This window comes from Nocardioides sp. NPDC000445 (assembly GCF_040300245.1).
Lineage (GTDB): Bacteria > Actinomycetota > Actinomycetes > Propionibacteriales > Nocardioidaceae > Nocardioides.
Genome location: NZ_JBEPDH010000008.1, coordinates 1 through 26162, shown reverse-complemented (window position 1 = coordinate 26162; position 26162 = coordinate 1). Strand labels below are relative to the sequence as shown.

At 69.2% G+C, this 26162-nt stretch carries 31 protein-coding genes; 14 read left to right on the top strand and 17 right to left on the bottom strand.

What is annotated here, in order from left to right; genetic code table 11:
• Positions 1–2 precede the first annotated feature (2 nt).
• From ABT304_RS12345 to ABT304_RS12320, 6 genes are all read left to right on the top strand, one after another.
• Complete coding sequence (locus ABT304_RS12345; protein ID WP_350715508.1) at positions 3–518, top strand: (2Fe-2S)-binding protein; 516 nt, start codon at positions 3–5, stop codon at positions 516–518.
• A complete protein-coding gene (locus ABT304_RS12340; RefSeq protein WP_350715506.1) occupies positions 515–2992 on the top strand; it encodes a xanthine dehydrogenase family protein molybdopterin-binding subunit in 2478 nt (825 codons plus the stop codon). Before ABT304_RS12345 ends, ABT304_RS12340 begins: the two co-directional genes overlap by 4 nt.
• Positions 2989–3843, top strand: coding sequence for an FAD binding domain-containing protein (locus ABT304_RS12335; protein WP_350715504.1), 855 nt, complete (start codon positions 2989–2991; stop codon positions 3841–3843). The genes ABT304_RS12340 and ABT304_RS12335 overlap by 4 nt, the downstream gene beginning before the upstream one ends.
• Positions 3844–3846: 3 nt before the next feature.
• Complete coding sequence (locus ABT304_RS12330; protein WP_350715502.1) at positions 3847–4590, top strand: SRPBCC family protein; 744 nt, start codon at positions 3847–3849, stop codon at positions 4588–4590.
• Between the two features lie 127 nt (positions 4591–4717).
• Complete coding sequence (locus ABT304_RS12325) at positions 4718–6199, top strand: flavin-containing monooxygenase (RefSeq protein ID WP_350715500.1); 1482 nt, start codon at positions 4718–4720, stop codon at positions 6197–6199.
• Positions 6200–6363: 164 nt separating this feature from the next.
• Complete coding sequence (locus ABT304_RS12320) at positions 6364–7332, top strand: AraC family transcriptional regulator (RefSeq protein WP_350715498.1); 969 nt, start codon at positions 6364–6366, stop codon at positions 7330–7332.
• Between the two features lie 3 nt (positions 7333–7335).
• On the opposite strand, the gene ABT304_RS12315 is transcribed toward ABT304_RS12320, so the two are convergent.
• From ABT304_RS12315 to ABT304_RS12290, 6 genes are read right to left on the bottom strand one after another with little or no spacing between them, the layout of a single operon-like run.
• The gene (locus ABT304_RS12315; protein WP_350715496.1) at positions 7336–8067 is read right to left on the bottom strand and encodes a tetratricopeptide repeat protein; all 732 of its coding nucleotides are present in this window, start codon (positions 8065–8067) and stop codon (positions 7336–7338) included.
• Positions 8064–8966: a vWA domain-containing protein gene (locus ABT304_RS12310; protein WP_350715494.1), complete on the bottom strand. Its 903-nt coding sequence runs from the start codon at positions 8964–8966 to the stop codon at positions 8064–8066. The genes ABT304_RS12315 and ABT304_RS12310 overlap by 4 nt, the downstream gene beginning before the upstream one ends.
• A complete protein-coding gene (locus ABT304_RS12305) occupies positions 8963–10036 on the bottom strand; it encodes a VWA domain-containing protein (protein WP_350715492.1) in 1074 nt (357 codons plus the stop codon). Before ABT304_RS12305 ends, ABT304_RS12310 begins: the two co-directional genes overlap by 4 nt.
• Positions 10027–10530, bottom strand: a complete 504-nt coding sequence (locus ABT304_RS12300; RefSeq protein ID WP_350715490.1) for a hypothetical protein — start codon at positions 10528–10530, stop codon at positions 10027–10029. The genes ABT304_RS12305 and ABT304_RS12300 overlap by 10 nt, the downstream gene beginning before the upstream one ends.
• Complete coding sequence (locus ABT304_RS12295) at positions 10517–11404, bottom strand: DUF58 domain-containing protein (protein ID WP_350715488.1); 888 nt, start codon at positions 11402–11404, stop codon at positions 10517–10519. The genes ABT304_RS12300 and ABT304_RS12295 overlap by 14 nt, the downstream gene beginning before the upstream one ends.
• Before the next feature lie 25 nt (positions 11405–11429).
• A complete protein-coding gene (locus tag ABT304_RS12290; protein WP_350715487.1) occupies positions 11430–12443 on the bottom strand; it encodes an AAA family ATPase in 1014 nt (337 codons plus the stop codon).
• 199 nt (positions 12444–12642) lie between these two features.
• Between ABT304_RS12290 and ABT304_RS12285 the strand changes: the two genes are divergently transcribed.
• The 4 genes from ABT304_RS12285 (at position 12643) to ABT304_RS12270 (ending at position 15356) form a co-directional block, all read left to right on the top strand.
• A complete protein-coding gene (locus ABT304_RS12285; RefSeq protein WP_350715485.1) occupies positions 12643–13383 on the top strand; it encodes an SDR family oxidoreductase in 741 nt (246 codons plus the stop codon).
• 32 nt (positions 13384–13415) lie between these two features.
• On the top strand, positions 13416–14306 hold the full coding sequence (locus tag ABT304_RS12280; protein ID WP_350715484.1) for an SDR family oxidoreductase: 891 nt from the start codon (positions 13416–13418) through the stop codon (positions 14304–14306).
• Between the two features lie 74 nt (positions 14307–14380).
• Positions 14381–14704 carry a nuclear transport factor 2 family protein gene (locus ABT304_RS12275; protein WP_350715482.1) on the top strand — a complete coding sequence of 108 codons (324 nt, stop codon included), beginning with the start codon at positions 14381–14383 and terminating at the stop codon, positions 14702–14704.
• 49 nt (positions 14705–14753) lie between these two features.
• Positions 14754–15356 (top strand): TetR/AcrR family transcriptional regulator, encoded by a 603-nt coding sequence (locus ABT304_RS12270; RefSeq protein WP_350715480.1) that lies wholly within the window; start codon positions 14754–14756, stop codon positions 15354–15356.
• A gap of 7 nt (positions 15357–15363) precedes the next feature.
• Here ABT304_RS12270 and ABT304_RS12265 read toward each other — a convergent pair whose 3' ends face one another.
• Positions 15364–15975: an alpha-ketoglutarate-dependent dioxygenase AlkB gene (locus ABT304_RS12265; protein WP_350715478.1), complete on the bottom strand. Its 612-nt coding sequence runs from the start codon at positions 15973–15975 to the stop codon at positions 15364–15366.
• A gap of 89 nt (positions 15976–16064) precedes the next feature.
• Here ABT304_RS12265 and ABT304_RS12260 point away from each other — a divergent pair, with 89 nt between their 5' ends.
• Complete coding sequence (locus tag ABT304_RS12260; RefSeq protein WP_350715476.1) at positions 16065–16835, top strand: GntR family transcriptional regulator; 771 nt, start codon at positions 16065–16067, stop codon at positions 16833–16835.
• A 13-nt stretch (positions 16836–16848) separates the two neighbouring features.
• Here ABT304_RS12260 and ABT304_RS12255 read toward each other — a convergent pair whose 3' ends face one another.
• On the bottom strand, positions 16849–17199 hold the full coding sequence (locus ABT304_RS12255) for a DUF8819 family protein (protein WP_160026922.1): 351 nt from the start codon (positions 17197–17199) through the stop codon (positions 16849–16851).
• 64 nt (positions 17200–17263) lie between these two features.
• Here ABT304_RS12255 and ABT304_RS12250 point away from each other — a divergent pair, with 64 nt between their 5' ends.
• On the top strand, positions 17264–17521 hold the full coding sequence (locus ABT304_RS12250) for a DUF4031 domain-containing protein (RefSeq protein WP_350715474.1): 258 nt from the start codon (positions 17264–17266) through the stop codon (positions 17519–17521).
• A 41-nt stretch (positions 17522–17562) separates the two neighbouring features.
• Here the strand turns inward: ABT304_RS12250 and ABT304_RS12245 are convergent, their stop codons facing one another.
• The 8 genes from ABT304_RS12245 to ABT304_RS12210 all read right to left on the bottom strand — a co-directional run bounded on the left by ABT304_RS12245 (position 17563) and on the right by ABT304_RS12210 (position 24223).
• Entirely contained in the window at positions 17563–18804 is a 1242-nt protein-coding gene (locus ABT304_RS12245) for an MFS transporter (RefSeq protein ID WP_350715472.1), read from the bottom strand.
• Positions 18805–18844: 40 nt separating this feature from the next.
• On the bottom strand, positions 18845–19462 hold the full coding sequence (locus ABT304_RS12240) for an HD domain-containing protein (RefSeq protein WP_350715470.1): 618 nt from the start codon (positions 19460–19462) through the stop codon (positions 18845–18847).
• 17 nt (positions 19463–19479) lie between these two features.
• Complete coding sequence (serA, locus tag ABT304_RS12235) at positions 19480–20676, bottom strand: phosphoglycerate dehydrogenase (RefSeq protein WP_160026930.1); 1197 nt, start codon at positions 20674–20676, stop codon at positions 19480–19482.
• 74 nt (positions 20677–20750) lie between these two features.
• Positions 20751–21608, bottom strand: a complete 858-nt coding sequence (locus ABT304_RS12230) for a L,D-transpeptidase family protein (protein WP_350715468.1) — start codon at positions 21606–21608, stop codon at positions 20751–20753.
• A gap of 132 nt (positions 21609–21740) precedes the next feature.
• The gene (locus ABT304_RS12225; protein ID WP_350715466.1) at positions 21741–22397 is read right to left on the bottom strand and encodes an exonuclease domain-containing protein; all 657 of its coding nucleotides are present in this window, start codon (positions 22395–22397) and stop codon (positions 21741–21743) included.
• Between the two features lie 57 nt (positions 22398–22454).
• Positions 22455–22874: a hypothetical protein gene (locus tag ABT304_RS12220; protein ID WP_160026934.1), complete on the bottom strand. Its 420-nt coding sequence runs from the start codon at positions 22872–22874 to the stop codon at positions 22455–22457.
• A gap of 37 nt (positions 22875–22911) precedes the next feature.
• Positions 22912–23208: a DUF2087 domain-containing protein gene (locus ABT304_RS12215; RefSeq protein WP_160026936.1), complete on the bottom strand. Its 297-nt coding sequence runs from the start codon at positions 23206–23208 to the stop codon at positions 22912–22914.
• Between the two features lie 4 nt (positions 23209–23212).
• Positions 23213–24223, bottom strand: coding sequence for a TIGR01777 family oxidoreductase (locus ABT304_RS12210; protein ID WP_350715464.1), 1011 nt, complete (start codon positions 24221–24223; stop codon positions 23213–23215).
• Between the two features lie 92 nt (positions 24224–24315).
• Between ABT304_RS12210 and ABT304_RS12205 the strand changes: the two genes are divergently transcribed.
• Together ABT304_RS12205 and ABT304_RS12200 are read left to right on the top strand one after the other, a co-directional pair.
• Positions 24316–24945, top strand: a complete 630-nt coding sequence (locus ABT304_RS12205) for a hypothetical protein (RefSeq protein WP_350715462.1) — start codon at positions 24316–24318, stop codon at positions 24943–24945.
• A complete protein-coding gene (locus ABT304_RS12200) occupies positions 24942–25565 on the top strand; it encodes a TetR/AcrR family transcriptional regulator (RefSeq protein ID WP_350715460.1) in 624 nt (207 codons plus the stop codon). The genes ABT304_RS12205 and ABT304_RS12200 overlap by 4 nt, the downstream gene beginning before the upstream one ends.
• A gap of 6 nt (positions 25566–25571) precedes the next feature.
• Here ABT304_RS12200 and ABT304_RS12195 read toward each other — a convergent pair.
• A partial coding sequence (locus ABT304_RS12195) for an HNH endonuclease signature motif containing protein (RefSeq protein ID WP_350715458.1) occupies positions 25572–26162 on the bottom strand: 591 nt, incomplete at its 5' end.

Sequence of the window (26162 nt, the reverse complement as noted above, 5' to 3'; positions counted from 1 at the left end):
ACATGGCCCGGATCAGCATGCGCGTCGACGGTATGAAGGTCACCGACGACGTCGAACCGCGAACGCTGCTCGTGCAGTACCTTCGCGAAGGACTCGGCAAGACCGGCACGGTGATCGGTTGCGACACCAGCAACTGCGGCGCCTGCACGGTCCATCTCGACGGCGACTCGGTGAAGTCGTGCAACGTGCTCGCGGTCCAGGCCGACGGGTGCGAGGTGACCACGATCGAGGGCCTCGCCGACACGGTCGAGGGCGACCTCCACCCGGTCCAGGAGGCGTTCCGTGAGTGCCACGGCCTGCAGTGCGGATTCTGCACGCCGGGCATGATCATGCAGTCCGTCGACCTGCTCAAGCGCAACCCTCAGCCCAGCGAGGAAGAGATCCGTGAGGGCATCGAGGGCAACCTGTGTCGCTGCACGGGCTACCACAACATCGTCCGCGCGGTGCAGTACGCCAGCGGCCACCTGGCCACGGCTGCCGGCCCCAAGGGCGCGACCGAGGAGGTGGACGCGCTGTGACCGCCGTAGAAGCTCGTCCGGAGCAGACCAACGAGATCGGCCGCGACCGCCGCCGCAAGGAGGACGCGCGCCTGATCACGGGACGGACGCGCTGGACCGACAACATCAACCTGCCCGGGATGCTGCACCTCGCGATGGTGCGCAGCCCGTTCGCGCACGCCCGGATCACCGGCATCGACACCAGCGCCGCGGAGGAGTCCGAGGGCGTGGTGACCGTGCTGGCCGCCAAGGACTTCGACGAGAGCCTCGGCGTCTGCATCAACGCCTGGCCGATCACGCCCGACCAGAAGATGCCGGCCCACCCGCCGGTCGCCACCGACCGGGTCACCTTCGCCGGTGAGATCGTCGCCGTGGTGGCCGCCCGCTCAGCGGCCGCGGCTCGGGACGCCGCCGAGATGGTCGAGGTCGATTACGAGGAGCTCCCTGCGGTCGTCTCCCTCGAGGAGGCGGTCAAGGACGAGGTGCTCGCGCACCCCGACCTCGGCACCAACAAGTCCGCCCTGTGGGTCTTCGACAGCGCTCAGGCCGGCACCGGCGGCAGCGTCGACGAGGCGATCGCTTCCGCGAAGAGCGACGGGATCGTCATCGAGCGCACCTACCGCCAGCAGCGGCTGATCCCCGCGTTCATGGAGCCCCGCAGCGTGGTGTGCGACCCGACCGGTGAGCAGATCACGGTGTGGAGCGCCACCCAGATCCCGCACATCCTGCGGTTCGCGTTCGCCGCGACCACGGGCGTGCCAGAGTCGAAGATCCGGGTGATCGCGCCCGACGTCGGCGGTGGCTTCGGCGGCAAGCTCCAGCAGACGCCGGAGGAGATGATCGTCTTCGCGATGGCTCGCCGGCTCGGCAAGCCGGTCAAGTACACCGAGACCCGCTCCGAGTCGCTGCTCTCCGCTCACCACGGGCGGGACCAGATCCAGAAGCTGACCCTCTCGGCCACCAAGGACGGCCAGGTCACCGGCCTCAAGGTCGAGCTCGACGCCAACCTGGGGGCGTACGTCGCCATCGTCGGCGGCGGTGTCCCGGTCCTTGGCGCCTTCATGTTCAACGCGATCTACAAGTTCCCGGCCTACCAGTTCAACTGCCAGACGGTGTTCACCAACACCACCTGGACCGACGCCTACCGCGGCGCGGGGCGGCCGGAGGCGACGTACGCCATCGAGCGGCTGATGGACGAGCTGGCCGCCGAGGTCGGGGTCGACCCGCTCGAGATCCGCGAGAAGAACTGGATCAAGCACGAGGAGTTCCCGTTCACGACCATCGCCGGTCTGACCTACGACTCCGGGAACTACGAGGCGGCGACCGCCAAGGCGAAGGAGATGTTCGGCTACGACGCGCTGCGGGCCGAGCAGGCCGAGCGCCGCGCCAACAACGACCCGGTCCAGCTCGGCATCGGCATCTCCACCTTCACCGAGATGTGCGGCCTGGCTCCGTCCCGAGTCCTCGGCAGCCTCGACTACGGAGCCGGCGGCTGGGAGCACGCCCAGGTGCGACTGACGCCGACCGGCAAGGTCGAGGTCATCACCGGGGCCAGTGCCCACGGCCAGGGGCACGAGACCGCGTTCAGCCAGATCGTGGCGGACCGTCTCGGCGTAGCCTTCGAGGACGTCGAGGTGCTCCACGGCGACACCCAGATCGCCGCCAAGGGCTACGACACCTACGGGTCCAGGTCGCTGGTCGTGGGTGGCGAGGCGTTGATGCGGGCTGCCGACAAGGTGCTCGAGAAGGCCAAGCCGATCGCGGCCCACCTGCTCGAGGCGAGCGTCGACGACATGGAGTTCACCGGCGGCAGGTGGACGGTGCGCGGCACCGACCAGGGCATGTCCATCGGCGAGCTGTCCACGGCGGTCTTCGCCGCGCACAACCTGCCCGACGGCGTCGAGGCCAACCTCGACTCCGAGGCCACCTTCGACCCGGAGAACTTCAACTTCCCGCACGGGACCCACCTGTGCGCGATGGAGGTCGACACCGAGACCGGCCAGGTGAAGATGCGGAAGTACGTCTGCTGCGACGACATCGGCAACATCATCAACCCGCTCATCGTCGCAGGTCAGGTGCACGGTGGCCTGGTCCAGGGCATCGCTCAGGCGCTGTGGGAGGACGCGGTCTACGACGACGCCGGGACCCTGGTGTCGGGCTCGTTCGTGGACTACCTGCTGCCGACGGCCGCCGACACGATCAGCTTCGACATCGACCACACCACCTCGCCCGCGACCACCAACACGCTCGGCACCAAGGGCGTCGGCGAGGCCGGCACGATCGCCTCCACGCCCGCCGTGGTCAACGCGGTCGTCGACGCGCTGCGCCCGCTGGGCGTGCACGACGTGACCATGCCCTGCACACCGGAACGGGTGTGGCGGGCGATCAACGAGGGCTCGTCCGGTGGCGAGACCACCGGCGCGGCCGCAGCACACTTCGATCCGTCGACGGGCATGTCCGGGAACGTCGACCGCACGGAAGGAGACGTCCAGTGATTCCCGCATCGTTCGACTACGTCGCCCCGACCACGGTCGAGGAGGCGCTGGCCGCCCTCGCACAGTACGGGGACGAGGCCAAGATCATCGCCGGCGGACAGAGCCTGCTGCCGGTGCTGAGGATGCGCCTCAACGCTCCGGAGTGGGTCATCGACCTCGGTCGCATCGACTCTCTCCGCGGCGTACGCGACGAGGGTGAGTCGATCTTCGTCGGCGCCATGACGCGCCACTGTGACGTCGCGGCCGATCCTCTGGTCGCCGAGCACGCGGCCCTGGTCGCTCGTGCCACGGCGACGGTCGCCGACGAGCAGGTACGCCACCGCGGCACCTTCGGTGGCGCGCTCGCCCACGCCGACCCGGCGGGCGACCTCGGAGCCCCGGCCCTTGCCTTGGACGCCGAGTTCGTCATCGCCGGGCCGGCCGGGGAGCGGGTCGTCCCAGGGCCTGCGTTCTTCCAGGGGCTCTTCGAGACGGCCGTCTCCGAGGACGAGCTGCTCATCGGCGTACGCATCCCGAAGCACACCGGATGGACGGCCCACTACGAGAAGTTCGTCCGGGTCGCCCACCAGTGGCCGATCTGCGCGGTCGGCGCGACCCTCAAGGTCTCCGGCGGGGTGATCGAGGGCGCGGCGATCGGTCTCACCAACATGGGCTCCACTCCGTTGCGTGCCGCCGGCGTCGAGCAGGCGCTGGTCGGCCAGCAGGCCACCGAGGAGGTCGTACGCAACGCCGCGGCCCTGGCCGCGGACGGCGCCGAGCCGCCCTCCGACCTCAACGGCGACGCCGACTACCGGCGTCATCTGGTCACGGTGCTGACCCGGCGCGCCATCATGAAGGCCCTCGGGGGCTGAGGCGTGGACCTGACGCACGAGTTCACGGTTCCGACCTCGGTCGAGGAGACCTGGAACAGCTTCCTGGACATCGGCTCGCTTGCCGAGTGCTTCCCTGGAGCCCAGGTCACCTCGGCCGAGGGCGACACCTTCACCGGCACGGTGAAGGTCAAGCTCGGCCCGATCGCCATGGTCTACGCCGGCTCCGGAACCTTCGTCGAGAAGGACGAGGCCGCTCGCCGCCTGGTCGTCGAGGCCAAGGGACGGGACAAGCGCGGCAACGGCACCGCCGGCGCCAACGCGACCTTGACGATGGCCCCGGAGGGCACCGGCACGAAGGTCGAGATCGTCACCGACCTCGCCGTCACCGGAAAGCCCGCCCAGTTCGGGCGCGGGGTCATGCAGGACGTCTCCGACAAGCTTCTCGGCCAGTTCGTGGCGTGCCTGGAGCAGAAGTCGGCTCCGGCTGCCGCTCCGCTGGTCGAGCCCGCGAGCGAAGCGAGCGGTGTCGAGACCAACACGGCTCCATCGAGCGCCGGAGAAGACCGTGTTGGACTCACTGTGCCCGGTTCGGCGGGGCCTCCGCCTAGCGGCTCCGGCGGCTCGACCAGCGGGGCACCGAGGCACGCGGCGACCAAGCAGCCCGAGGCACTCGACCTGGGTGCGACGGTCGTACCGGTGCTGATCAAGAACTACGGCAGGAAGATCGCCGTCGGGGTGGCCGTGATCGCGGCGGTGGTGATCGTCTACAGGCTCCTGCGGGGCTGAGGCCGGTCTGCGTGACAAATCCCGTCGCGCAAACCGGATACCTCTCGCGCAACGTGGATAGCGGAGCGCCACGCGACCTCTCTAGCGTTTTGCGTACGCAGACCCTGCTGCGAGAGGAAACAGAAAAGTGAAGATCGCGGTCATCGGTGCCGGGTTCGCGGGCGTTGCCTCGGCGAAGGTGCTCACCGAGCTCGGTCATGACGTCACCGTCTACGAGAAGGCCCCGGATGTCGGCGGCGTCTGGAGCCGGACCCGTCGTTACCCGGGCCTGACGACGCAGAACAACAAGGACTCCTACACGCTCTCGGACCTGAGGATGCCGAAGGTGTTCCCCGAGTGGCTCAGTGGCGAGCAGGTGCAGAGCTACCTCGAGATGTACGTCGAGAAGTTCGAGCTCGCCCCGATGATCAAGCTCTCCACCGAGGTGCGGAGTGCCCAGCCGGCTGGAGGGGGCGGCTGGGACATCACCTTGGCGGGTGACGACGGCGAGACGACCGAGCATTACGACCATCTGGTCGTGGCCAGCGGCGTCTTCTCGGAGCCGTTCGCCCCCGCGTACGACGGGGTCGAGGAGCTGGAGGCCGCCGGAGGCAAGATCCTCGCGGCGAGCGAGCTGCACGACCTGGAGACCGTCAACGGCAAGCACGTCGTGGTCGTCGGCTACGGCAAGTCGGCCTGTGACGTGGCCGTCGAGATCGCCAAGGAGGCGGCCTCGACCACCGTGGTCGCGCGCCAGCTGCTGTGGAAGATGCCCCGCAAGATCAAGGGCGTCCTCAACTACAAGATGCTGCTGCTCACCCGCCTGGGGGAGGGGCTGTTCCCCTACCAGAGCATCCGCGGGGCCGAGAAGGCCCTGCACGCGGGGGGCTCGAAGATGGCCGGCTCGATGGTCGGCAGCGTCGAGTCGGTCACCACCAGCCAGCTCAAGCTGAAGAAGCTCGGGCTGCTGCCCAAGGGCCAGTTCACCGACATCGCCCGCTCGACGGTCTCGCTGGCCACCGAGGGCTTCTTCGAGGGCGTCGAGGCCGGGGACATCGCCGTCGAGCGCGACACCGAGATCGCCGCGTTCGTGACCAAGGACGGCAAGCCGTACGCCGAGCTCGCCAACGGGCGCGCGGTTCCCGCCGACGTCGTGGTGACCGCGACCGGGTTCAAGCAGGAGCTCCCGTTCTTCTCCGAGGAGATCCAGGACCAGCTCACCGACGACAACGGCGACTACCAGCTCTACCGCCAGATCCTGCCGCTGAGCGTGAAGGACCTGACCTTCGCCGGCTACAACTCCTCGTTCTTCTCGCCGCTCTCGGCCGAGATGAGCGCCGTCTGGATCGGCTCGCACCTCGGTGGCGGCCACGAGGTTCCGCCTGCGGAGGAGATGGAGGCCCATGTCACCGCGCGGCTGGCCTGGATGCGGGAGCGCACCGACGGCCACCATGCCCGCGGCACCAACATCATCCCGTTCTCGATGCACAACATCGACGAGGTTCTCGGTGACGTCGGCATCGACGTCAGCAAGCGGGTCAAAGCAGTGCAGTGGCTGCTGCCGATCGACCCGAAGGCGTACGCCTCCATCACTCCCAGACTCGTGGAGAAGCTGGCAGCGAGGAGCTAGTACGGCGAGATGCCGGTTACTCCAGGGTGGGACCGGCATCTCGTTCGGGACCAGGGCAGGACCTCGGCTGGGACCTTAGACGGTGATTGCGCCGTGTTCGCGTTCACGCGACGCGGGCTCCGCTACGCTCTTCGGTCAATCGAGCCGCGCGCCAGGAGCCTGCCTTGCCCCGTCCCCTGCTGGGTCGCCACACCGTTGTCGCCACCACTGACGTGGACCAGGCCCGAGAAGCCGTCGCCGAACGATTCTGTGCTCATTATCTTGCGCTGACCAAGGCCGGCTCCCACCTCGACATGGTGCACAACGCCGCGCCGCTGGGCGAGGACGTGATGCTCAACTACATGCGCTACGGCGACGAGGTGCGGATCACTCCCGGCACCTTCGACGACTTCTACCTGATCCAGCTCCCGCTGGCCGGCACCGCCAAGGTCAAGGTGGGGGAGCACGTCGTCCTCGCCGACCGAACCCGCGCCTCGATCGGCTCGCCGACCGAACCGGTCGACATGCTCTGGTCCGACGGCTGCGAGAAGCTGCAGGTCTACATCCGCCGCAGCGCCGTCGAGGAGGCGGCCGCGGGCATCGGCGGCTCCGGGCCGGTGGTCTTCGACCCCACGCTCGACCTCGGCCGGCCCGAGGTGCGCGACTGGCTGAAGATGGTGCGGCTGGCCTACGACAACGTCGAGGCCGGGGGCACGCTGATGAGCTCTCCGCTGGTGGCCGCGCCCTACGAGCAGGCGCTCATCGGGGGACTGCTGACGATCCAGGCCAACACGTCCCTGGAGATCGTCTCCGAGACCGGATCCTCCACCATCTCCCGGGCCGTACGCATGGCCGTGGACCTCCTCGAGGCCCACCCCGAGCACCCCTGGAAGGTAGCCGAGCTGGCCCAGAGGGTCGGTGTCTCCACCCGCACGCTGCAGGAGGCGTTCCAGCGCGACCTCGACACCACCCCGCTGGAGTACTGGCGGCGTGCGCGGCTCGACCGTGCCCACTCCGACCTGCTCGCCGCGGACGCGACCGCGACCTCGGTCACCGAGGTCGCTGCTCAGTGGGGCTTCTTCCACCTCGGCCGGTTCTCCCAGGCGTACCGGGCGCAGTTCCAGGAGCTCCCGTCTCAGACGCTCATGCGCTGAGCGTCACCACTGCGGTTCGTCGCTGAACCCGCCGTAGTCGTCCAGGTCGGCGTCGTCGCGGCGGTAGGCCTCGCCGTCGCCGTTGCGCCGGTCGAGCTTGTCCTCCTTCTCGTCCTGGTTCTGCGGCTCCTCGGGCGGGTCCTCCTGCTCGTTGGGCTTGACCCGTACCTTCGGGGTCAGCTTCTCCTTCAGGCGCTCCTCGACGGACTCGCCCTGCTGGGACTGCTCGGGGCCCTGGCCGGCGTCGGTGGGGCAGTCGCCCTCCTTCAGCGTGGCCAGCGCGTCCTCGTAGGCCGCCTTCGCACCGGCCTGGTTGCCGGCGTCCCGGGCGCGGTCGCCGATCGCCTCCTGGGTCAGCGACATGTTGATGCGTACGGTGCACTCGTGGTCCTCGGGCACCCGCTCCAGCGCTTCGCCGTAGTAGGCGACCGCGCGGGCGTTCTCGCCGAGCAGGAAGGCGGCGTTGCCGGCGTCGAAGTGGGCGATCCACGGCTGCAGGAAGTTGAGGTCGCGGTTGGCCGAGTAGTGCTCCATCGCGGTCGCGGCGTCGCGTACGTCCCAGGCGTCCCGGCCGCCGCGGTCGTGGTGACCCATCAGGATCACCTTCCCCAGGAAGGCGAGGCCGATGACCACCGGCACGATCCCGGCGAGGAGCAGCGCGCGCCGCACCTGCTCGCGAGGGGTGCGTAGCGGTTGCGGCTCGGTCGAGTCGACAGGCGTCTCGGTGACGGTCACGACAGCACCTCCTCGGCCTCGTGCGCACGGCGGCGATGGCCCCACAGCTCCCACAGCAAGAGTGCCAGGAGCGGGAAGCCGAAGAGCCAGGCCCGGGACGTCTCGCCGCCGGCTGAGGTCTCCTCGGTGAGCATCTCGGAGTCCCAGGTCGAGGCCTCCGTGGTGACCTCCTTGGTCTCCTTCGTCGTGCGGTGAAGGGTCTGAAGACCCATCTGACCGGCGATCTCGCGCAGGTTGGCGAGGTCGATCCGGGACCGGGCGTCCTGGCCGTCGCCGTCCTTGAGGTAGCCGTCCTGGGGACGTTCGTCGTCCCAGGGCATCCGGCCGCCCTCCTCGGTGCCGTAGCCGAGCACCACGCCGCCGGCCGAGAGGTCGTCGACCTCGGCGAACGACTGCTGGTCGACGCCCTCGCGGGTGTTCTCGCCGTCGGAGGCGAACACCACGATCCGGCGCCGCTCGGGGTATCGCTCCTGGTCACGCTCCAGGGCCTCGATCATCTCGTCGCGCGGAGCATCCACCATCGACCCGGACCCGTCGAAGGCCCGCTCGGCGTAGAGACCGTCGACCCAGGCGTTGAAGGCTGTCGTGTCGTAGGTGAACGGCATCTCGGTGCGGACGACCTCGCCGCCGAAGGTGATCGCGCCGAACCGCACCGAGGGCAGAGCCGCGGAGAGCGCCTTGAGGTCCTTCTTGAGCTGCGTCATCCGGGCCTCGCCGCCGGGTGCGTCCTCGGCGACCATCGACCGTGTCCGGTCGACCACGACGAGGACGTCGAGATCTGCCGTACGCATCTCGGCCGGCGCCGCTCCCCAGCTCGGTCGCACCAGGACGACGACGGTGAGCAGGACGATCAGCGCGCGGCGTACGAGCGTCAGGATCTGCCATCCCGAGGCGCTCATCGGGCCACCTCGCTCGGTGGCCGGGTCTGTGGGGGCAACGAGCCTCCCGCCTGCCGGGGTGCCGGGCCCGGGGACAGCCGTCCGGAGCGGACCAGGGCGTAGACCCACCCGGCGATCAGCATGAGGACCCCGAGGACGATCGTCGCGATCGGCCAGCCGGGAGCGTCGCGGATCTGGTACTTCGGCGGCTCGACGACCTCGTCGGCGGAGAGCCGGTCGATGCCGGCCAGGATCGAGTCGATCGACCCGTCGTCACCGAGCAGCGAGAAGGTGCCGCCGGTGTCGGTCATCGCCTTGTCGAAGGTGGCGCGCTTGTCCTCCTGGAAGCTGAGGTCGGCGGAGCCGATGCCGTAGAGCTGGACGTCGCGCTCCTTGGCGAACTCGGTGGCCTCGGGCAGCGTGTAGACCGGCGGGCCGCCCTGCGGGTCGTTGTCTGAGGCGACGATGACCGCCCGGCCGCGCTCGGAGTTGGACAGGTCGAAGCGCTTGACGCAGGAGACGATCCCGTCGCTGATCAGGCTCGCCCGCTCCTTGCCGAGATAGGTTCCGGCGACGTACTCCTGGTCGCCGAGGGCGAAGGCCCGGCCGGCCCGCGCCAGCTCGTCCTGCACCCAGCCGTAGTCGTCGGTGAGCGGGAAGACGGTGACCGCGGCGTCGCTCCACAGCACGAGGCTGACCCGCTCGCCGTTGAGGCCGGCCACGAGCTGGGAGTACGCCTGGGTGACCTGGGTGTCCTCGTCGAACATCGAGGTCGAGGCGTCCAGGCAGAGCACGATGTCGCGGGTGGAGTAGCGGTTCTGGGTGATGTCGGTCGCCTGCGGCCGGGCGATCAGCCAGATGCATCCGATCACCGCGAGCGCGATCCCCGCGGTCTGCCACCAGGACAGCCACCGCTGCTGGGTCGCGAGCTCACGGAACCGGGGGAGCCGCTTGAGCCGCTCGGTGTGGGCGACGAGCACCGCGTCGGCCGGGCGGCGATGCACCCGGGCCGCGAACACGACGATCGCGGCGATCGCGATGATGGTGAGGACCAGCACGATCGCGCCGAGGACGGGCCATCTCAGGTCCATGTCGTCACCACCTGACGGGCCCGGCTCAGCGCCTCGGGGAAGCGCTCGGCAGCCTTGCCCTCCTCCTCGGAGGCGAAGGCCGGCGGGTACATCACCTCGACGGCCATCGCCAGCGGACGCGTGCGAGGGTCGCTGCGTACGGTCGCCTTCAGGTCGGCGAGGACCATCTTGTCGGCCGGGATCTGGCTGACCTCGGCGACGTAGTCGCGCACGGTGCGGCTCAGGTGCTGGTGGCCGACCCGCGCCGGGACATCGCCACGGTGCACCGCGCGCTCGATCCGGTCGATCTCGGCGAGGTGCTCGGCACGGAAGTCACGAGGCGCGGGCACCCAGGGTGTCTCGACCTCGACGACCGGGCGGCGCTTACGGGTCAGCAGGATGACCGCGAGGTAGTAGAGCGCCACCGCGGCGAGCAGCGCGAGCGCGAGCACCAGCCACCAGCCCGAGTGGGCCAGCGGCTGCTGGAACTCCTCGGGGACGCTACCGGCGCGCATGGCGGTGCCTCTCCAGGAGATGGAAGACCGCGCCGATGGCGGTGGCGTCGTCCTGGACCCGCTGGTAGGCGATGCCCAGACGGTCCAGGGCGCTGCGCAGGCTGTGCTCCTCGGCAGCGGCCAGCTCGGCGTACTGCGCCTGGAGGACCGCGTCGCCGGTGAGCCAACCAGGCAGGGCGGAGACGGTGTCGACGTCGACGGTTGGGGCACCGCCGGCCACAGCGGTGGTGGGGTCGAGGTCGTCGATGCCGGCGACCAGGACCTCGTGCTGGACGGTGAGGCGGCGCAGGACCGCGGCCATCTCGTCGCTGACCGAGTGCTCGTCGGTGACGACGAGCAGGATCGCGCGCCGACGTACGGTGGTGGCGATGTGGCGCAGGACGGCGACGATGTCGGCCTCGGCGGAGTCGGGGGTGATCGCCTCGTGGGCCTGCCCGAGCGCCCGCTCGAGCGCGACCTCGGTGTCCGCGGACTTGGTGAGCCTCTGGGTCTCCGAGTCGCCGTAGGCGACCGCGACCTTGTCGCCGTGGCGTACGCCCAGCCAACCCACCAGGCCGGCGGTGAAGATCGCCAGCTCACGCTTGGTCGTGGTGCCGGTCGCCTGGGCCGCCATGCTCCGGCCGGTGGAGATCGCCAGCAGCACCAGATGCTGGCGCTCGGCGGTGAACCGCTTGACCAGCAGGCTCCGGGACCGGGCGGTCGCCTTCCAGTCGATGTCCTTGACGTCGTCGCCGGGGACGTACTCCCTCAGGTCGTGGAAGTCCATGCTGCGCCCGGTCTGGACGCTGGCGTACTCCCCGTCGAGCAGGCTCAGGACCTTGCGGTGGGCATGGATCATCAACCGCGTGCGGATCCGGGGAAGGTACGTCGCCATTCTGTGCCTGATTTCCTGGCGCCACTCAGGGGCTCGGGACAGCGCGGACCAGCGCGTCGACCAGCATCTCGGGCTGGACCTTCTCGGCCAGCGCCTCGAAGCTGAGGTGAAGCCGGTGGCGCAGGATGCTGTGGCGCAGCTCGCGCACGTCCTCGGGAGTGACGTAGGAGCGGCCGAGCAGCAGCGCCGCCGCGCGCGACGCCTGCAGGAACGCGATCGAGGCACGCGGGGACGCGCCGATCTCGACGTAGGAACCCGTCTCCGGCCCGAGGAGCTGGCGGGCGTTGCGGGTCGCCTGGACGAGGGCGACGATGTAGCGCTTGATCGCCGGGTCGACGTAGACGCGCTTGGTCAGCTCCTGGAGCCAGATCACGTCGTCGGGGTCGGCGACCGGGCGGGTCTCCTCGTGGTCGGGACCGAGCGTGCCGGCCTCGATGCGCTCGAGGACGACGAGCTCCTCGGCGTCGCTGGGGTAGTTGACGATCTCCTTGAGCAGGAACCGGTCCATCTGCGCGTGCGGGAGGACGTAGGTGCCCTCCTCCTCGATCGGGTTCTGCGTGGCGAGCACCATGAACGGGCGCGGCAGCGGGTGGATGTGGCCCGCGATGCTCGTCTGGCGCTCCTGCATCGCCTCGAGCATGGCGCTCTGCGTCTTGGCGGAGCTTCGGTTGATCTCGTCCAGCAGCACGAAGTTGGCGTGCACCGGGCCGAGCTGGGTCTCGAACTCGTGGTTGCGCTGGTCGTAGACCTGGGTGCCGATGATGTCGCTCGGCAGCAGGTCGGGGGTGCACTGGATCCTGGAGAACTGCGCCTTGACGGTCTGGCTCAGCGTGCTCGCGGCCAGCGTCTTGGCCAGCCCGGGCACGCTCTCGAGCAGCACGTGACCCTCGGAGAGCAGCGCGATCAGCAGCGCCGTCCTGAGCCGTTCCTGGCCGACCACACGGCTGCTGAAGGCGGTGCTGACCCGCCCGACGATCTCCTTCGCCCTGGCGATCTCCTCAGCGGACGGCGGGGCGATGGGTGGTGCGGTGGTGGTCAAGGCGGCTCCAGAGGCGTCGGCTGTCAGTCCCATCCTTTCCTACCAGCGTACGGATCGCATCTGGGACCCACTCCAAAGCCCGTTCCGTGAACCGCAAGGAGCTCTTGGCAGGGTGGCGTGAACCACATATGTGGACAGACAGTTCATATCTATGATTATATGAACGCATCGTTCACATCGACTCCTGAAGGAGACCACCATGACCAGCACCACCACCATTCGCGTCGCACTCGTCACCGGCGGCTCGGGCGGCATCGGCACGGCCGTCGTCGAGCGACTCGTCCGCGACGGCTTCGCGGTCGCCGTCCACTACGCGGGCAACGCCGACCGGGCCGAGAGCCTCGTCGCGGAGATCACCGCGGCCGGTGGCCAGGCGATCGCAGTCGGCGGCGACGTCGCGGACGAGGTCGCGATGGCCGAGGCCTTCAAGGCCACCAGCGAGGCGTTCGGCGGCATCGACGTCGTCGTCAACACCGCCGGCATCATGTCGCTGAGTCCGATCGCGTCGTTGGACCTGGACGTCCTCGACCGGATGCACCGCACCAACATCCGCGGCACCTTCGTGGTCTCGCAGCTCGCCGCGAACCAGGTCCGCGCCGGTGGCGCCGTCATCAACTTCTCGACCTCGGTCAAGAAGGTCGCGCTGCCGGGGTACGCCGCCTACACCGCGTCCAAGGGCGCTGTCGACGCCCTCACCATGGTGCTGGCCAAGGAGCTCGCGGGCCGCGACATCACCGTCAACGCGGTCGCGCCGGGCCCGGTCGCCACGCCGCTGTTCCTGGAGGGCAAGGACGAGGAGACCATCGATCGGATGGCCAACATGAACCCGCTGCACCGGCTCGGCACGCCTGACGACATCGCCGAGGTCGTCGCCTTCCTCGCGGGCACCTGCCGATGGATCAACGGCCAGGTCGTGTACGCCAACGGCGGCATGGTCTGAGCCGGTCGGCGAGCAGCAGGAAGGACATCGTCATGAATCAGATCGTCGTCATCACCGGAGCCTCGAGCGGCTTCGGCGCTCTCACCGCCCGCGCGCTCGCGCGGACCGGACAGACCGTCTACGCCGGGATGCGCGAGACCGGCGGCCGCAACGCACCGGCGGTTCGAGCCGCTGCCGACTACTCGACCGAGCACGGGGTCGACCTGCGTGCGATCGAGCTCGACGTCAACTCCCAGGACTCGGTGGATGCGGCCATCGCCCAAGTCGTTGCCGACCACGGCCGTATCGACGTCCTCATCCACAACGCCGGTCACATGGTCGTCGGTCCGACCGAGGCGTTCACGCCCGAGCAGCTGGCCGAGCTGTACGACGTCAACGTGCTGTCGACCCAGCGTGTGAACAGGGCGGTGCTGCCGGGCATGCGGGCACGTGGTGCCGGCCTGGTGGTGTGGGTGTCGAGCTCCTCGGTCAAGGGAGGTACGCCGCCCTACCTGGCGCCCTACTTCGCCGCCAAGGCGGGCATGGACTCCCTCGCGGTCTCCTACGCCGGCGAGCTGGCCCGGTGGGGTGTGGAGACCTCGATCGTCGTGCCCGGCTCGTTCACCAGCGGTACGAACCACTTCGCGCACTCCGGACGGCCGGCCGACACGGCCGTCGAAGCCGAGTACGAGACGCGATACGCCGGGCTCATGGGCCAGGTGGCCGAGAAGCTCGCCGCGCTGGCTCCGGCCGACGCGGACGCCGCGATGGTCTCCGACGAGATCGCTCGGATCGTGTCCCTGCCGGCCGGCGAACGCCCGTTCCGGGTCCACATCGACCCGGCGAACGACGGCTCGGAGGAGGTGTCCGACGTGGCCGATCGTGTCCGCCGCGACTTCCTCACCCGCGTCGACCTCGCTGACCTTCTCACCATCGCTCGGTGAACCAGGTGAGGTCGGCAGCGCCATCCCGCTGCCGGCCTCACCTCACCGCCGACCATCTTCTCCAAGGAGCAGACATGAACAGCCTTCCCAGATCGATCGCGACCTTCGTCGAGGCGACCAACCGCGGAGACTCCGAGGCCTTCGCTGCAGCATTCACCCAGGACGCGCTCATCGTGGACTGGGGCCGTAGCTACCGCGGCCGCGACGGCGTACGTGCCTGGAACGAGACCGACAACATCGGCGTGCAGGCACACTTCGACGTCGTCGACTGGACACCCGCGGAACCCGGAGAGTCCTGGGTGGTCACCTTGCGGGTGACCGGCAACGGCTACAGAGGCACCGGGCCGATGACCTTCGAGCTCCGCGAGGGGCTGATCGCCGAACTCCGGATCGAGTGATGACTCCCCATACACTGGCTCACCGATCGACATCAGAAGGGGACGGATCATGACCGCCGAGGATGTTCCGCCACGCCGTGGACGGGGCCGGCGACCCGCCGACGAGGTCCGAGCCGACATCCTTCGTACGACGGGTGAGCTGCTCCTCAGCGAGGGCATCGCCGACCTCACCTTCGACCGGGTCGCTCGCCTCGCAGGGGTCAGCAAGACCACGCTCTACAAGTGGTGGCCTTCTCGGGGCGCGCTCGCCCTCGACGGATACTTCCACGCCGTCGAGGACACCTTGGCCTTCCCGGACACCGGCGACATCCGTGCCGATCTCCTCAGCCAGTTGCATGCGTTCGTCACGCTGATGACCGAGACGGCCGGCGGCTCAGCGCTTCTCCAGCTGATCGGGGAGGCGCAGACGGACCCCGAGCTCGCAGCCGCCTATCGAGCGCTCTACTCCGCCGAGCGCCGTCGGCTGGCCGTCGAGCGGCTCACCCGCGCTCAGGAGGCCGGCCAGCTCCGCTCTGGCGTTGACGTACGCGTCCTCATCGACCAGCTCTGGGGATCCGTCTACCACCGGCTGCTCATCCCCGACGAGCCCGTCACCCGTGAGTTCGCGACCGCCCTGGTCACCAACCTCCTGGACGGCGTCGCAGCGTCCTGAGCGAGTCTCAGAAGACGTTGCGGGGGCGGAACTGGACCGAGATCCGGGGTCCGGCGGAGGCGACCTTGGGGATGGCGTGCTCCCAGGTGCGCTGGCAGGAGCCGCCCATGACGACGAGGTCGCCGTGGCCCATCTGGATGCTCATCCCCTTGCCGCCTCCGTGGGGGCGCAGTGCGAGGCGGCGGGGGTCGCCGACGGAGACGATCGCGACCATCGTGTCGTCGGTGCGGCCCCGGCCGACCTTGTCGCCGTGCCAGGCGACCGAGTCGTGGCCGTTGCGGTAGTAGCAGCACCCCGCGGTCACGAACGGCTCGCCCAGCTCGGGCAGGTAGTGGGCGGTGAGGCGCCCGCGGGCTTCGGCGAGACGGGGGTGGGGGAGCGGGTCGCCCTGCAGATAGGTGTGCAGGAGCCGGGGTACGTCGACGACGCGGTCGTACATCTGCCGGCGCTCCTCGCGCCACGGGACGTCGCTGACCAGCGCCGCGAAGACGTCGTCGGGATCGGGCAGCCAGCCGCGGGCGATGTCCACCCACGCTCCGCGGTCCAGGTGGATCCGCTCGTACGTCGTCTCGGTGGTCTCGTCGTCTGTGGGGGCGAAGAGTGTTCCCTGGAAGTCCACCCCTTCACCATACCTCGTGATCGAACACGTGTTCTACTCAAATCAGACATTCTTATTTCGTTGCAGCTGGTCTGCCTCATCTCGCTGCAATGTCACAACTTGACCAAACTCCGGACGTACGCGAGGTGTACACCTACGCTCTGCTCATGGTCCGGTCGGTCGAGGGAGAGCGGTCGCTCAAGCACGTCCAGATCCGTGAGTACGTCAGGGAGCTGGTCATCGGCGAAAGCCCTGGTGCCTCCGCGCCCTCCGAGCGCGAGCTGGTCCAGAAGTTCAGCGTCGCCCGAGCCACCGTGCGGCAGGCGCTCGACGCGCTCGTCGCCGACGGTCTGCTGGTGCGGATCCCGGGCCGGGGCACCTTCGTGGCGCGCCCGCCGCGGGCGGCGAGTCCGGTGCTCGGGTTCAGCGAGGAGATGGCTCGCCGAGGGATGCAGGCATCCTCCGAGACGCTGCTGCTCGGCCGGGAGAAGGCCGGGCCCACCATCGCCCGCGCGCTCGGCATCAAGGAAGGTGCCGCCGTCGTCCACTGGCGGCGTCTGCGCCGCGGTGACGGGGTGCCGATCTGTATCGAGGACGTCTATCTCGACGAGGCGATCGTGCCCGGGATGCTCGAGCGGACCGCGCCGACCAGCCTCTACGCCGAGCTGGCCAGTCGCCAGATGCGGCCGTCGTGGGTCGACGACACGTTCCGTGCCGATGTGGCCAACATCGAGGAGGCCACCCTGCTGGGCCTCTCGGTCGGCGTCCCCGTGCTCCGCAGGCAGCGGAAGTCGGTCGCGGGGGACCGCTATGTCGAGGTGTGCCGCTCGGTCTACCGTGCCGACCGCTACGCGCTGCACCTGCAGCTCGGCCCGTCCTGACCTGCTGAGCTGGTCAGAGATCGCCGAGCGGCGCGACCACGTCGCCGCTCTCCTCGCAGACCCAGATCGGGTCCGGACCTCCCAGGTCGGGAGTGATGTGGAGCGAGTGCACCGGCGACTCCGGCGGACAGGTGGTGCACACCGGCCAGCGCGCGGAGGCCTCGCCGTCGAAGAGCAGGTCCTGCACGTCCTGGGCGACCAGGCCGGCGACGTACGCCTTGCCCTCCGGCCACTGCTCCACCCACCAGCCGCGCTCGGTCATCGCGTCCTCGAGAGCGGAGACGGCTGCCGCACCGGCGAGTCCGCGGGCATCGAGGTCATGGAGCACCCTCGCCCGAGCCTCGAACAGCACTGTCGTGTTCATCAGGACCCATTCTTGCCGACCGGTCAAGGCTGTGGCCTCAGGATGGACACGGTAAGAATGGCCCGTGATCCTCATCGACCCGCCGAACGTACCCAGTCGCGGCCGGATGTGGTCTCACCTCGCCAGTGACACCTCCTACGAGGAGTTGCACGCCTTCGCGAGCCGGATGGGCATCCCCGCCCGGGGCTTCGACCGGGACCACTACGACGTACCTGCCGAGGTCTACGACGACATGGTCGCCGCGGGTGCGGTCGAGGTCACCTCTCGGGTCCTGGTCGCTGCGCTCATCGCCGCCGGCCTACGCCGTCGCAAACCCCACTAGCCCAGGCGTCACGTACGTCGGCCGAGTGGGCACCGCGGTGACTACTCGGCCGGCGCGGCTGATTTCTCGCCCGGCGGGAGTGACGCCTCGGCGGGGGTGGACATCCGTCGCGTGGTGAGCCAGATGGCCGCCGCGATGAGCAGGCCGAGGCCGCCGCCGAGGACGAAGCCGCCCTGCCAGCCGATCAGGTCGATGGCGAACCCGGCCGTGGGGGCTCCGACGGCGCTGCCGAGGGTGATGGCCGAGCCGTGCCAGCCCATCACCTCGCCGCGTACGGTCGAGGGGACGCTGCTGGTGATCGCCTCGAGCGCGGCGGTCAGGGTCGGTGCGCAGAAGAAGCCGCTGAGCAGGAGCAGGACGGCGAAGGAGATCGGGTCCCAGGCGAACGCGGTCAGGACCGTCGTGGCACCCAGCAGGACGAGCATCACCGCGGTGGAGGGGTGGCTGTTGAGGGCGCCGTAGATGAGTGCGCCGAGCAGCGAGCCGAGCGCCCAGATCGCCATGACGATCCCGAGCAGGGCGGTGCGGTCGAAGTCGCGCATCGCGGCCACGGTGCCGAGGTCCTCGGCGATGAGGATGAGCGAGGCGGTGAAGGTGCCGGCGAGCAGGAGCGTGACGCCCGGGTTCACCCACGAGGGGAGCCCGAAGCGGCGCTTCGGAACGGCGTCGCTCGGGACTGCGTCGCTCGGAAGTGTCGGCTCGCCCTCGGTGATCATCGGGTTGAACAGCCACAACACGACGGCCGCGGCGATCCCGAGCCACTGGATCAGCAGCATCGCCCAGGCCGTGCCGAAGTAGCTGGCGCCGAGCACGCCGATCACCGGACCGACCATGAAGCCCAGCTCGGTCATCATCGCGTCGGCGCTCAGCGCCGCGGTGCGCTGCCCGGGACCGACCGAGCGGATCATCACCTGGCGTACGACCGAGAAGGACGGGACCGTGAAGAGCCCGGCGACGGCGACCAGCGCGAGCAGCGGAAGATAGCCGACCCAGGGGGCGATCGACCAGGCGATCGGGAGGACGGCCAGCGGCAGCAGGAGCGTACGCCGCAGGCCGAGGCGGTCGAGGAGCCGGCCGAGCCAGGGCGCGGAGATCGCCATCGCGATCGCGAGCACCGTCGAGACCAGGCCCGCCTCGGCGTAGGAGCGGTCCAGCGGGCCGACCACGTGGAGGGTCACGATGACCGAGGACGCCGGCATCGGGATCCGCAGGAACAGACCCAGCACGAGGATGCGGCGCACGTCGGGGATCCGCCACAGCTCGGCGTACGTCTGGAAGCTCACCGATGAATTCTGTCACCGGGGAGCGGTTCTTTACGAATTGTTATCGATCGCGTGACAGGTATGTGTCCAGGGTCTCCATCTCGGCCGAGATGTTAGCCCGCGCGGCGGCCTCCCAGCTGATTCTCGCGAAGGGTGTCGAGAAGAGCGACTCCTTCTCCAGCAGCCGCTCGAGGACCTGGGCGCGGCCGACGCGAAACTCCTCGTCGGAGAGGTGTTGGTACTCCTCCCGGACGGTCGCGGCGTACTCCGCATAGCGCTCCGCCGGCGCTGCCAGGATCGCCAGGTCGGCGTCGGAGAGCACCCGGCCGCTGTGGTCGTCGGGGGCGGGATCGTGGGTCTCGGTCAGCCGCACCAGCCGGGCGACCTCGGCCACGGCGTCGGCCTCCAGGTGGGCGCCCAGCGCGTCCTCGGCCCAGGTGGCCGAACGCTCCTCGGCGTCCCGCTCCCCGTCGTAGACGGAGTCGTGGAAGAACGCCGCCAGGGTGACCGTCAGCTGGTCGAAGCGCTCTCCCTCCGCCCGCAGCTCCTCGATCCGGTCCAGCACCTCGGTGAGGTGCCGGCGGTCGTGATAGCGGCGGGTCGGTTCGTCGTACGCTGCCAGGACGTCTTCGAGAAGGTCGGTCGCCTCTGGCAGCGGCCAATGTTGCGGGAGCTCCATGAGCCAGAACGCTAGCGTCAGGCGTGGTAGGCGCGCACCCACCTGGTGTGCGGGTTGGCTGTGATCTTCTCCAGCGTCGTCGCAGGTACGTTGGTCACGTCGGTGACCACGAAGCCGGTCTCCCCGGCGGTGGCGAGGTACTGACCGGTCACGTTGACACCCTCGGCGGCGAGCAGCGCGTTGAGCTCGGCGAGCACGCCCGGGACGCTGTCGTGCAGCAGTGCGAGGCGCGCACCGGCGGCCAACGGCGGCGGCTGGACGGCCGGCAGGTTGACGCTCAGCGCGGTCGACCCGGAGCGGATGAAGTCGCGCAGCTTGCCGGAGACGAACCAGCCGATCTCCTCCTGGGCCTCCTGCGTCGAGCCGCCGACGTGCGGGGTCAGGATGACGTTGTCGAGACCCTGCAACGGGCTCTCGAAGGCGTCGCCCTGGGCCTTGGGCTCGATCGGGAAGACGTCGAGCGCGGCGCCGGCGATGTGGCCGGACTCGATGTGCTTGCGCAGCGCGTCGTTGTCGACCAGGAAGCCGCGCGCGGCGTTGATGAACAGCGAACGCGGCTTCATCTTCGCGAACTGCTCCTCGCCGAACATGCCCAGGTTGCCCGGGCGTCCGTCGATGTGGATGGAGACCACGTCGGCCTCCTCCAGGAGCGCGTCGAGGGACTTCATCCGGCGGGCGTTGCCGTGGGCCAGCCGGTCGGCGATGTCGTAGAAGATGACGTACATCCCCAGCGCCTCGGCGATGTTGGAGAGCTGGGTGCCGATGTTGCCGTAGCCCACGATGCCCAACGTGCGGCCGCGGATCTCGTGGGAGCCCTTCGCGGACTTGTCCCAGACGCCGGCGTGCATCTTCTCGGTCTTCTCCGGCAGTCGTCGCGCCAGGGAGATGATGTAGCCGATGACCAGCTCGACGACCGAGCGGGTGTTGGAGTAGGGGGCGTTGAAGACGGCCACGCCGCGCTCGGCGGCTCCGGCCAGGTCCACCTGGTTGGTGCCGATGCAGAAGCAGCCGATCGCCTTGAGGTCGGTGGCCGCGTCCAGCACGCGCGGGGTGATGTGGGTGTTGGACCGGATGCCGAGCAGCGTCACGCCCGGGAGGTCGGCCACCAGCTCGTCCTCGGAGAGAGACTTGCTGCGCAGTTCGACCTCGAAGCCGGCCTTCTCGAGGTTCTCGACAGCGACAGGATGGATGTTCTCCAGGAGCAGCGCCTTCATGGCTCAAGCCTAAGACGCGGGACGTACGCCTCCTCAATCCTGCCCGAGGGCCGGACGGCCGCGCAGGGCGGTTCTCAGGACCAGTAGATGACCACGCCGTCGCCGATGTTCACCTGGTCGTAGAGCGAGGTGATGGCGCCGTAGTCGCGCACGTTCACGCAGCCGTGGGAGGCGCCGTTGTAGCCGTTGGCGGCGAAATCGGGGGAGTAGTGGACCGCCTGGCCACCGGAGAAGAACATCGCGAACGGCATCGGGGTCTTGTAGATGGACGAGACGTGGTCGCGGCTCTTGGCGAAGACCGAGAACTGGCCCTCACGGGTGGGCAGCTCCTGCGAGCCGAACCGCACCTCGACGCTCAGCTGTACGGTCCCGCCGACGACCCAGCGCAGCACCGAGGTGGACTTGTCGATGCACATCACCCGGCCGGTCAGGCAGCGCGGGTCGAGCTTGCCGGAGGGCACCGGCGGGGGCGCGTCGGTCAGCTCGGCCTCGGTCGGCTCGCGGGTCATCGCGTGCAGCCGGTCGAGCGTGGTCTGGTCCACGAAGCCGGTGACCGCGATCCCGCGCTTGCCCTGGAACCCGGAGACGGCCTCGGTGGTGACGTTGCCGTAATACCCGGTCACGCCCGCGTTGAACCAGCCGATCTGCTTCAGGCGCGCCTGCAGGTCACGTACGTCGTCACCGCTGTCACCCTTGCCGAAGAGCCGCGGGCCCGAGGTCGGGGACGGCTTCGGCTCGGGCTTCGGCTTCGCGCTGGGCGACGGTGTCGGCGTGGCGCTCGGCGAGGGGCTCGCCGAAGAGGAGGCCGCGGCGGACGAGGTCGTCGCCTCGGACCCAGGTGCGGCGGCCGGCTCCTCGGTGCAGGCCGCGAACGTCGTTGCCAACAGGGCGGCGAGCGCCCCGGCGACCAATCCCCGGATGACCATCTTCATCGCCTCACTTCGGAGCAGGGCCCTCAAGGTGCTGTTACTCCAAGTAACGCGGGGCCGACGACATGGTGATGTCCGAACCGGGTTCTCCGGTTGCATTTCTGCGGGAAATGTCCCGGATGGTGGGACGATCTCTCAGCGAAGCGGTCTCCGGACGCGGCTGAACCAACGGCGTACGGTCCGTTTCAGCCGGTGTCGGGAGGTGTTGCACTCCACCAGCGGCAGGGTGAGACCGACCCGGTCGGCGTCGGCCAGCTCGCGCAGCAGGATCTCCGCGGCGACCCGGGTGTCGTCACCGGCGTCGTGGGCCTTCAGCTGCTCGACCGCGTAGTAGGCCGCGATGGTCGCCAGGGACTTGTCCGGCACCTCCAGCGCGAGCGCCTTCGCGAACCGCATCGTGCACAGCCACTCCAGGACCTCGAGGCGTACGCCGGCACGGTCCGACTCCACGGCAACGAACGCCCAGTCGAACGCGGCGTTGTGGGCCACGAAGACCCGGCCGGCGAGACGCTGGGCGATCGCGGCGGCGACGTCCCGGAAGAGCGGGGCACCGGCGAGGTCGGCGCTGGTCAGGCCGTGCACCTCGACCGGCCCCGGGTCGACGCCGGCGCCGGGATTGACCAGGGTCTCCCACTCCGACTCGGCGGTGCCGTCGGCGGCGATCTGGCGGATCGCCACCTGGATCACGCGGTCGCGGTAGGGGTCGAGCCCGGTCGTCTCGACGTCGAGGACCGCGTAGCCCCGGCCATTGCGCCGGGCTTCGCTTCGGCCGCGTGATTCGGTGGTGGTCACAAGGCTGACGGTATCGGTGAGCACCGACAGTCCGAGCCGGTGTCCCCGCGGGCGGGGCTAGCCCGACACCACGCCCAGGGCCACGATGCCGACGATGAAGAGCAGCAGCACGACCATCAAGAGGACGAATCCGAGGACGCCGGGCTTGCGCTGCTTCTCGTGCCCGATCGCACCCTTGCTGAAGCCGGTCAGCGGCGAGGCGTAGAAGACCGGGACGGTCTGGCCCTCGGCGACGTCGAAGCTCATCGACGCCTTGCCGAACTTCCAGGTCCACTGGGCGTACATGTCGACGTTCCAGCGTCCCGGCGGCACCGGGAAGACGTTCCGGCCGTACTGCGTCGGCATCTGGTGGCCGTTGAGCAGCACCGTCGGCACGATCATGTTCGAGGTCATGTGGCTGCCCTGGATGGTCAGGTCGATCCACCCCACGGGCGGCTGTCCGGGCACTGGCTGGCCCGACTGGTCCGGCATCGTCATGGGGCGAATCATGCCCGACGGGCGGGACCCTCGCCGCTCAGACCTCCACGCTCCCACCGTCGCGCCAGTAGTAGCCGTCCTCGCGCATCATGAACCCCTCTTCGAAGAGGTAGCGGCGCAGCGCGGCGACGTCCTCGTGGAACCGCCCCAGGATCTCGTTGACCTCCCGCTCGGGGTAGACCTTCCCCGGCTCGAAGGCCTGCGCGAGCTGGTTGAGCACCACCAGCTTCTTGACGTGCTTCGAGGGGATCGTCAGCAGCCGGCCGTCCTTGCCGAAGAACCGCCTCAGGGTCTCGGCGTCGTCGGGTCGGGGCTGCCAGGTCGCGCGGGTCACCTTTTCATCGTGGCCGATCCGGCTCGGCGATGCGACTGGTTTCTCTGCCGGCTCCCTCTCTGCGGGTCCGCCGGGCCCAGCTGACCAGGTCATGGGCGGCGGAGGCCCAGTCGGCGTACTCGAACTCGAAGCCTGCCTCGAGCAACCTCCCCGGTGCGACACGACGGCTCTTGAGGAGCAGCTCGGTGTCCGTACGCAGCACCCAAGCCCCGATCTCGGCCATCCAGCGAGTGGCGGGCAACCCGATCGGCATCCCGGCCTCCGCCCGCAGCGTGCGCATCATGTCGCGTTGGGGCAGTGGTCCTGGTGCTGCCAGATTCACCGGTCCGGAGATGTCATCGCGCCCGATGAGCAGATCGCAGGCGCGTACGAAGTCGGTCTCATGGATCCAGGAGACGAACTGGTCGCCCCCTGCGACCGGCCCGCCGAGACCGAGGCGCGCCATGGTGAGGAGTACGTCGAGAACGCCGCCCTTGTCGGGGCTCATCACCATCGCCGAGCGGAGCGCCACCTTGCGGGTGTGCGGTGTCACCGCCGCGGCCTGCTCGGCCTCCCAGCTCTTGGCGATCCTCGTGGAGAACTCCCAGTAGGCCGGGGTGTCGGGTTCGCTGCCGCCGATGATGCCGGTCGCCTCGTCGTTGGGTGCGTCGAGGCGGTGGGCGTAGATCGTCGCGGTGCTCATCTGCAGCCAGGTGCTCGGTGGGTTGGCCGCCCTCGCGATCGCCTCGCCGACGACCCGGGTCGACTCGACGCGCGAGTCCATCATCTGCTTCAGATTGGCATCGGTGTAGCGACAGCTGACCGTCCGGCCTGCGAGGTTCACCACCACGTCAGCGCCGTCGATCTCCTCGGCCCAGGGACCGATCGTCCGGCCGTCCCAGACCTGATGACGTACGCCTTCCTCCAGCTGTTCCGGGTGGCGCGAGAGCACCACGACCTCATGTCCTCGCGTGCTCCAGGCACGCCGCAGGATGCCTCCGACCTGTCCGGTCCCACCGGGGATGACGATCTTCATGCCAGCGACCATACGGCCTATTTGAGCGATCGCTCAAGAGTTGCGCTACCTTGAATTTGAGCAATCGCTCAAATGGGTCGAAGGAGGCGTACGTGGTGGGTCTGGTGCGGATCTTTTTCGGAGCGTTCCTCCGAGCATGGCTGTTCGGGGTGGTGCTCGGGTTGGTGCTGGGCGGTGCTCTCGGGAGCCTTCTCATGCCTGTCCTGGGGGCGGTCCTCGGCGGAGTGATCGGCGGAGTGATCGGCGCTGTCATGGGTGCGATGACCGGGGTGCCGTTCGCCGTTCTGGTGGCGCCGGTGTCGCTGCTTCGGCGCTCGGCTGTCGCGGATCGGGCGTGGCCGGCGATCGTCGCGGCAGGGCTGACGTTCGTGCTGCTCAGTCAGGTCATGTTCTCGGGGGCGAGCCTGGATGCGTCTTCGGAAGACCTCGCCATCTTCGTCGGCCTGGCTGTCGCTGCCGGTCTGATCGCGGGACTCTTCGGTCGTGCGATCACCCGCCGTGCGCGGATCCGTGGGCTGCGTACGCCTGAGACCTTCGTCTACTTTGCGTTGGCGGGAACGGTGGTGTCGACCGTGCGACTCGTGATGGCGGAAGGATGGATTCATGCCGGGCCGTGGATTGCCATGCTCGGCGCGTTCGTGGGCTTCATCGGTGGCGGCATACTCGGTCTCGTCCTGATCGGCTACAACCTGCTCGTCACGAAGGAGCCCGCCGCAGAATGAACCCCACCAAGGCCAAGCTGATGTCGGCGGTCACCGACCTGCTCAAGCAGGAGGGGATCGCCGGTCTCTCGGCGCGGGCGGTCGCCGACCGGGCGGGGGTCAACCAGGCGCTGGTCTTCTACCACTTCGGAACCGTGATGGACCTCGTCGACCAGGCATGCCGGGCGGCGACGGACGAGGCGGCGGCGTCCTACCGAGCGGAGCTCGCCGAGGTGACCTCGCTGGGTGAGCTGCTGGAGCTCGGGCGCGGGCTCCATGAGCGGGAGCGAGCCGCCGGCAACATCACGCTGATGGCTCAGCTCCTGGCCGGTGCGCAGCGCGACGAGACGCTGGCCGAGACAGCGCGCTACGCGTTGGGTCGTTGGAACGACGAGGTCGAGGCCGCGGTCGCTCGCGCCTTGAAGGGAAGCCCGGTCGAAGATGTGGTGGACGCCCCTGGGCTGTCGCGCGCGATCAGCTCGGCGTTCATCGGCCTGCTCATGTACGACGGTGTCGACCGCCCCGGCGCCGAGTCGGCCTTCGCCTCCCTCGAGCAGCTCGGCGCGCTCGTCGAGGTGATCGAGGATCTCGGACCGGCGGCCCGGCTCGTCCTTCGCTCTCGGCTCAAAGCCCGCGGCTAGCGCCGTCTATGTGCGTCGCGTGAAGCGGATGTCGCCGTTGGGTAAGCGTTCGTGGAGGTAGGCGGCGTCGTGGGCGCGGTGGTGGTGATGGGAGCAGAGCAGGGCGGCGTTGTCGAGGTCGGTGGCTCCGCCTTGGGCCCAGGCGATCCAGTGGTGGGCCTCGGCCCAGGTGCCGGGGATGTCGCAGCCCTCGGCCTCGCAGGTGGCTGACCTGAGGAGGAGGGCTCGGCGTTGGGCTGCGGTGAAGAAGCGTTCCTTGCGCCCGAGGTCGAGGACCTCGGAGGCGCCGCCGAGGACGGCGGGGAGGATGTTCGCGGTGCAGGCCAGGCGGCGGGCTTCGGCGGCGGTGATCGGGCTGCCGCCGAGGATCTGGGCGATGCCGGCCTCTTTGCGGAGCTGGTCGAGGTCGATGGTCACGATCACCGTGGTCGCATCGCCGCCGTGGATCGGCAGCCGGGCCGGGTCAATCGTCTCGAGGAGCTGACAGAACGCGCGTCCCAGGCGGCGGTCATAGGGCAGGTACTCACCGGTCTCGGTGCGGGTGCCGTCCTCGCGTCGGGGTGAGGCGAAGGCCTCCAAGGTGGTGGCCAGCCGGTC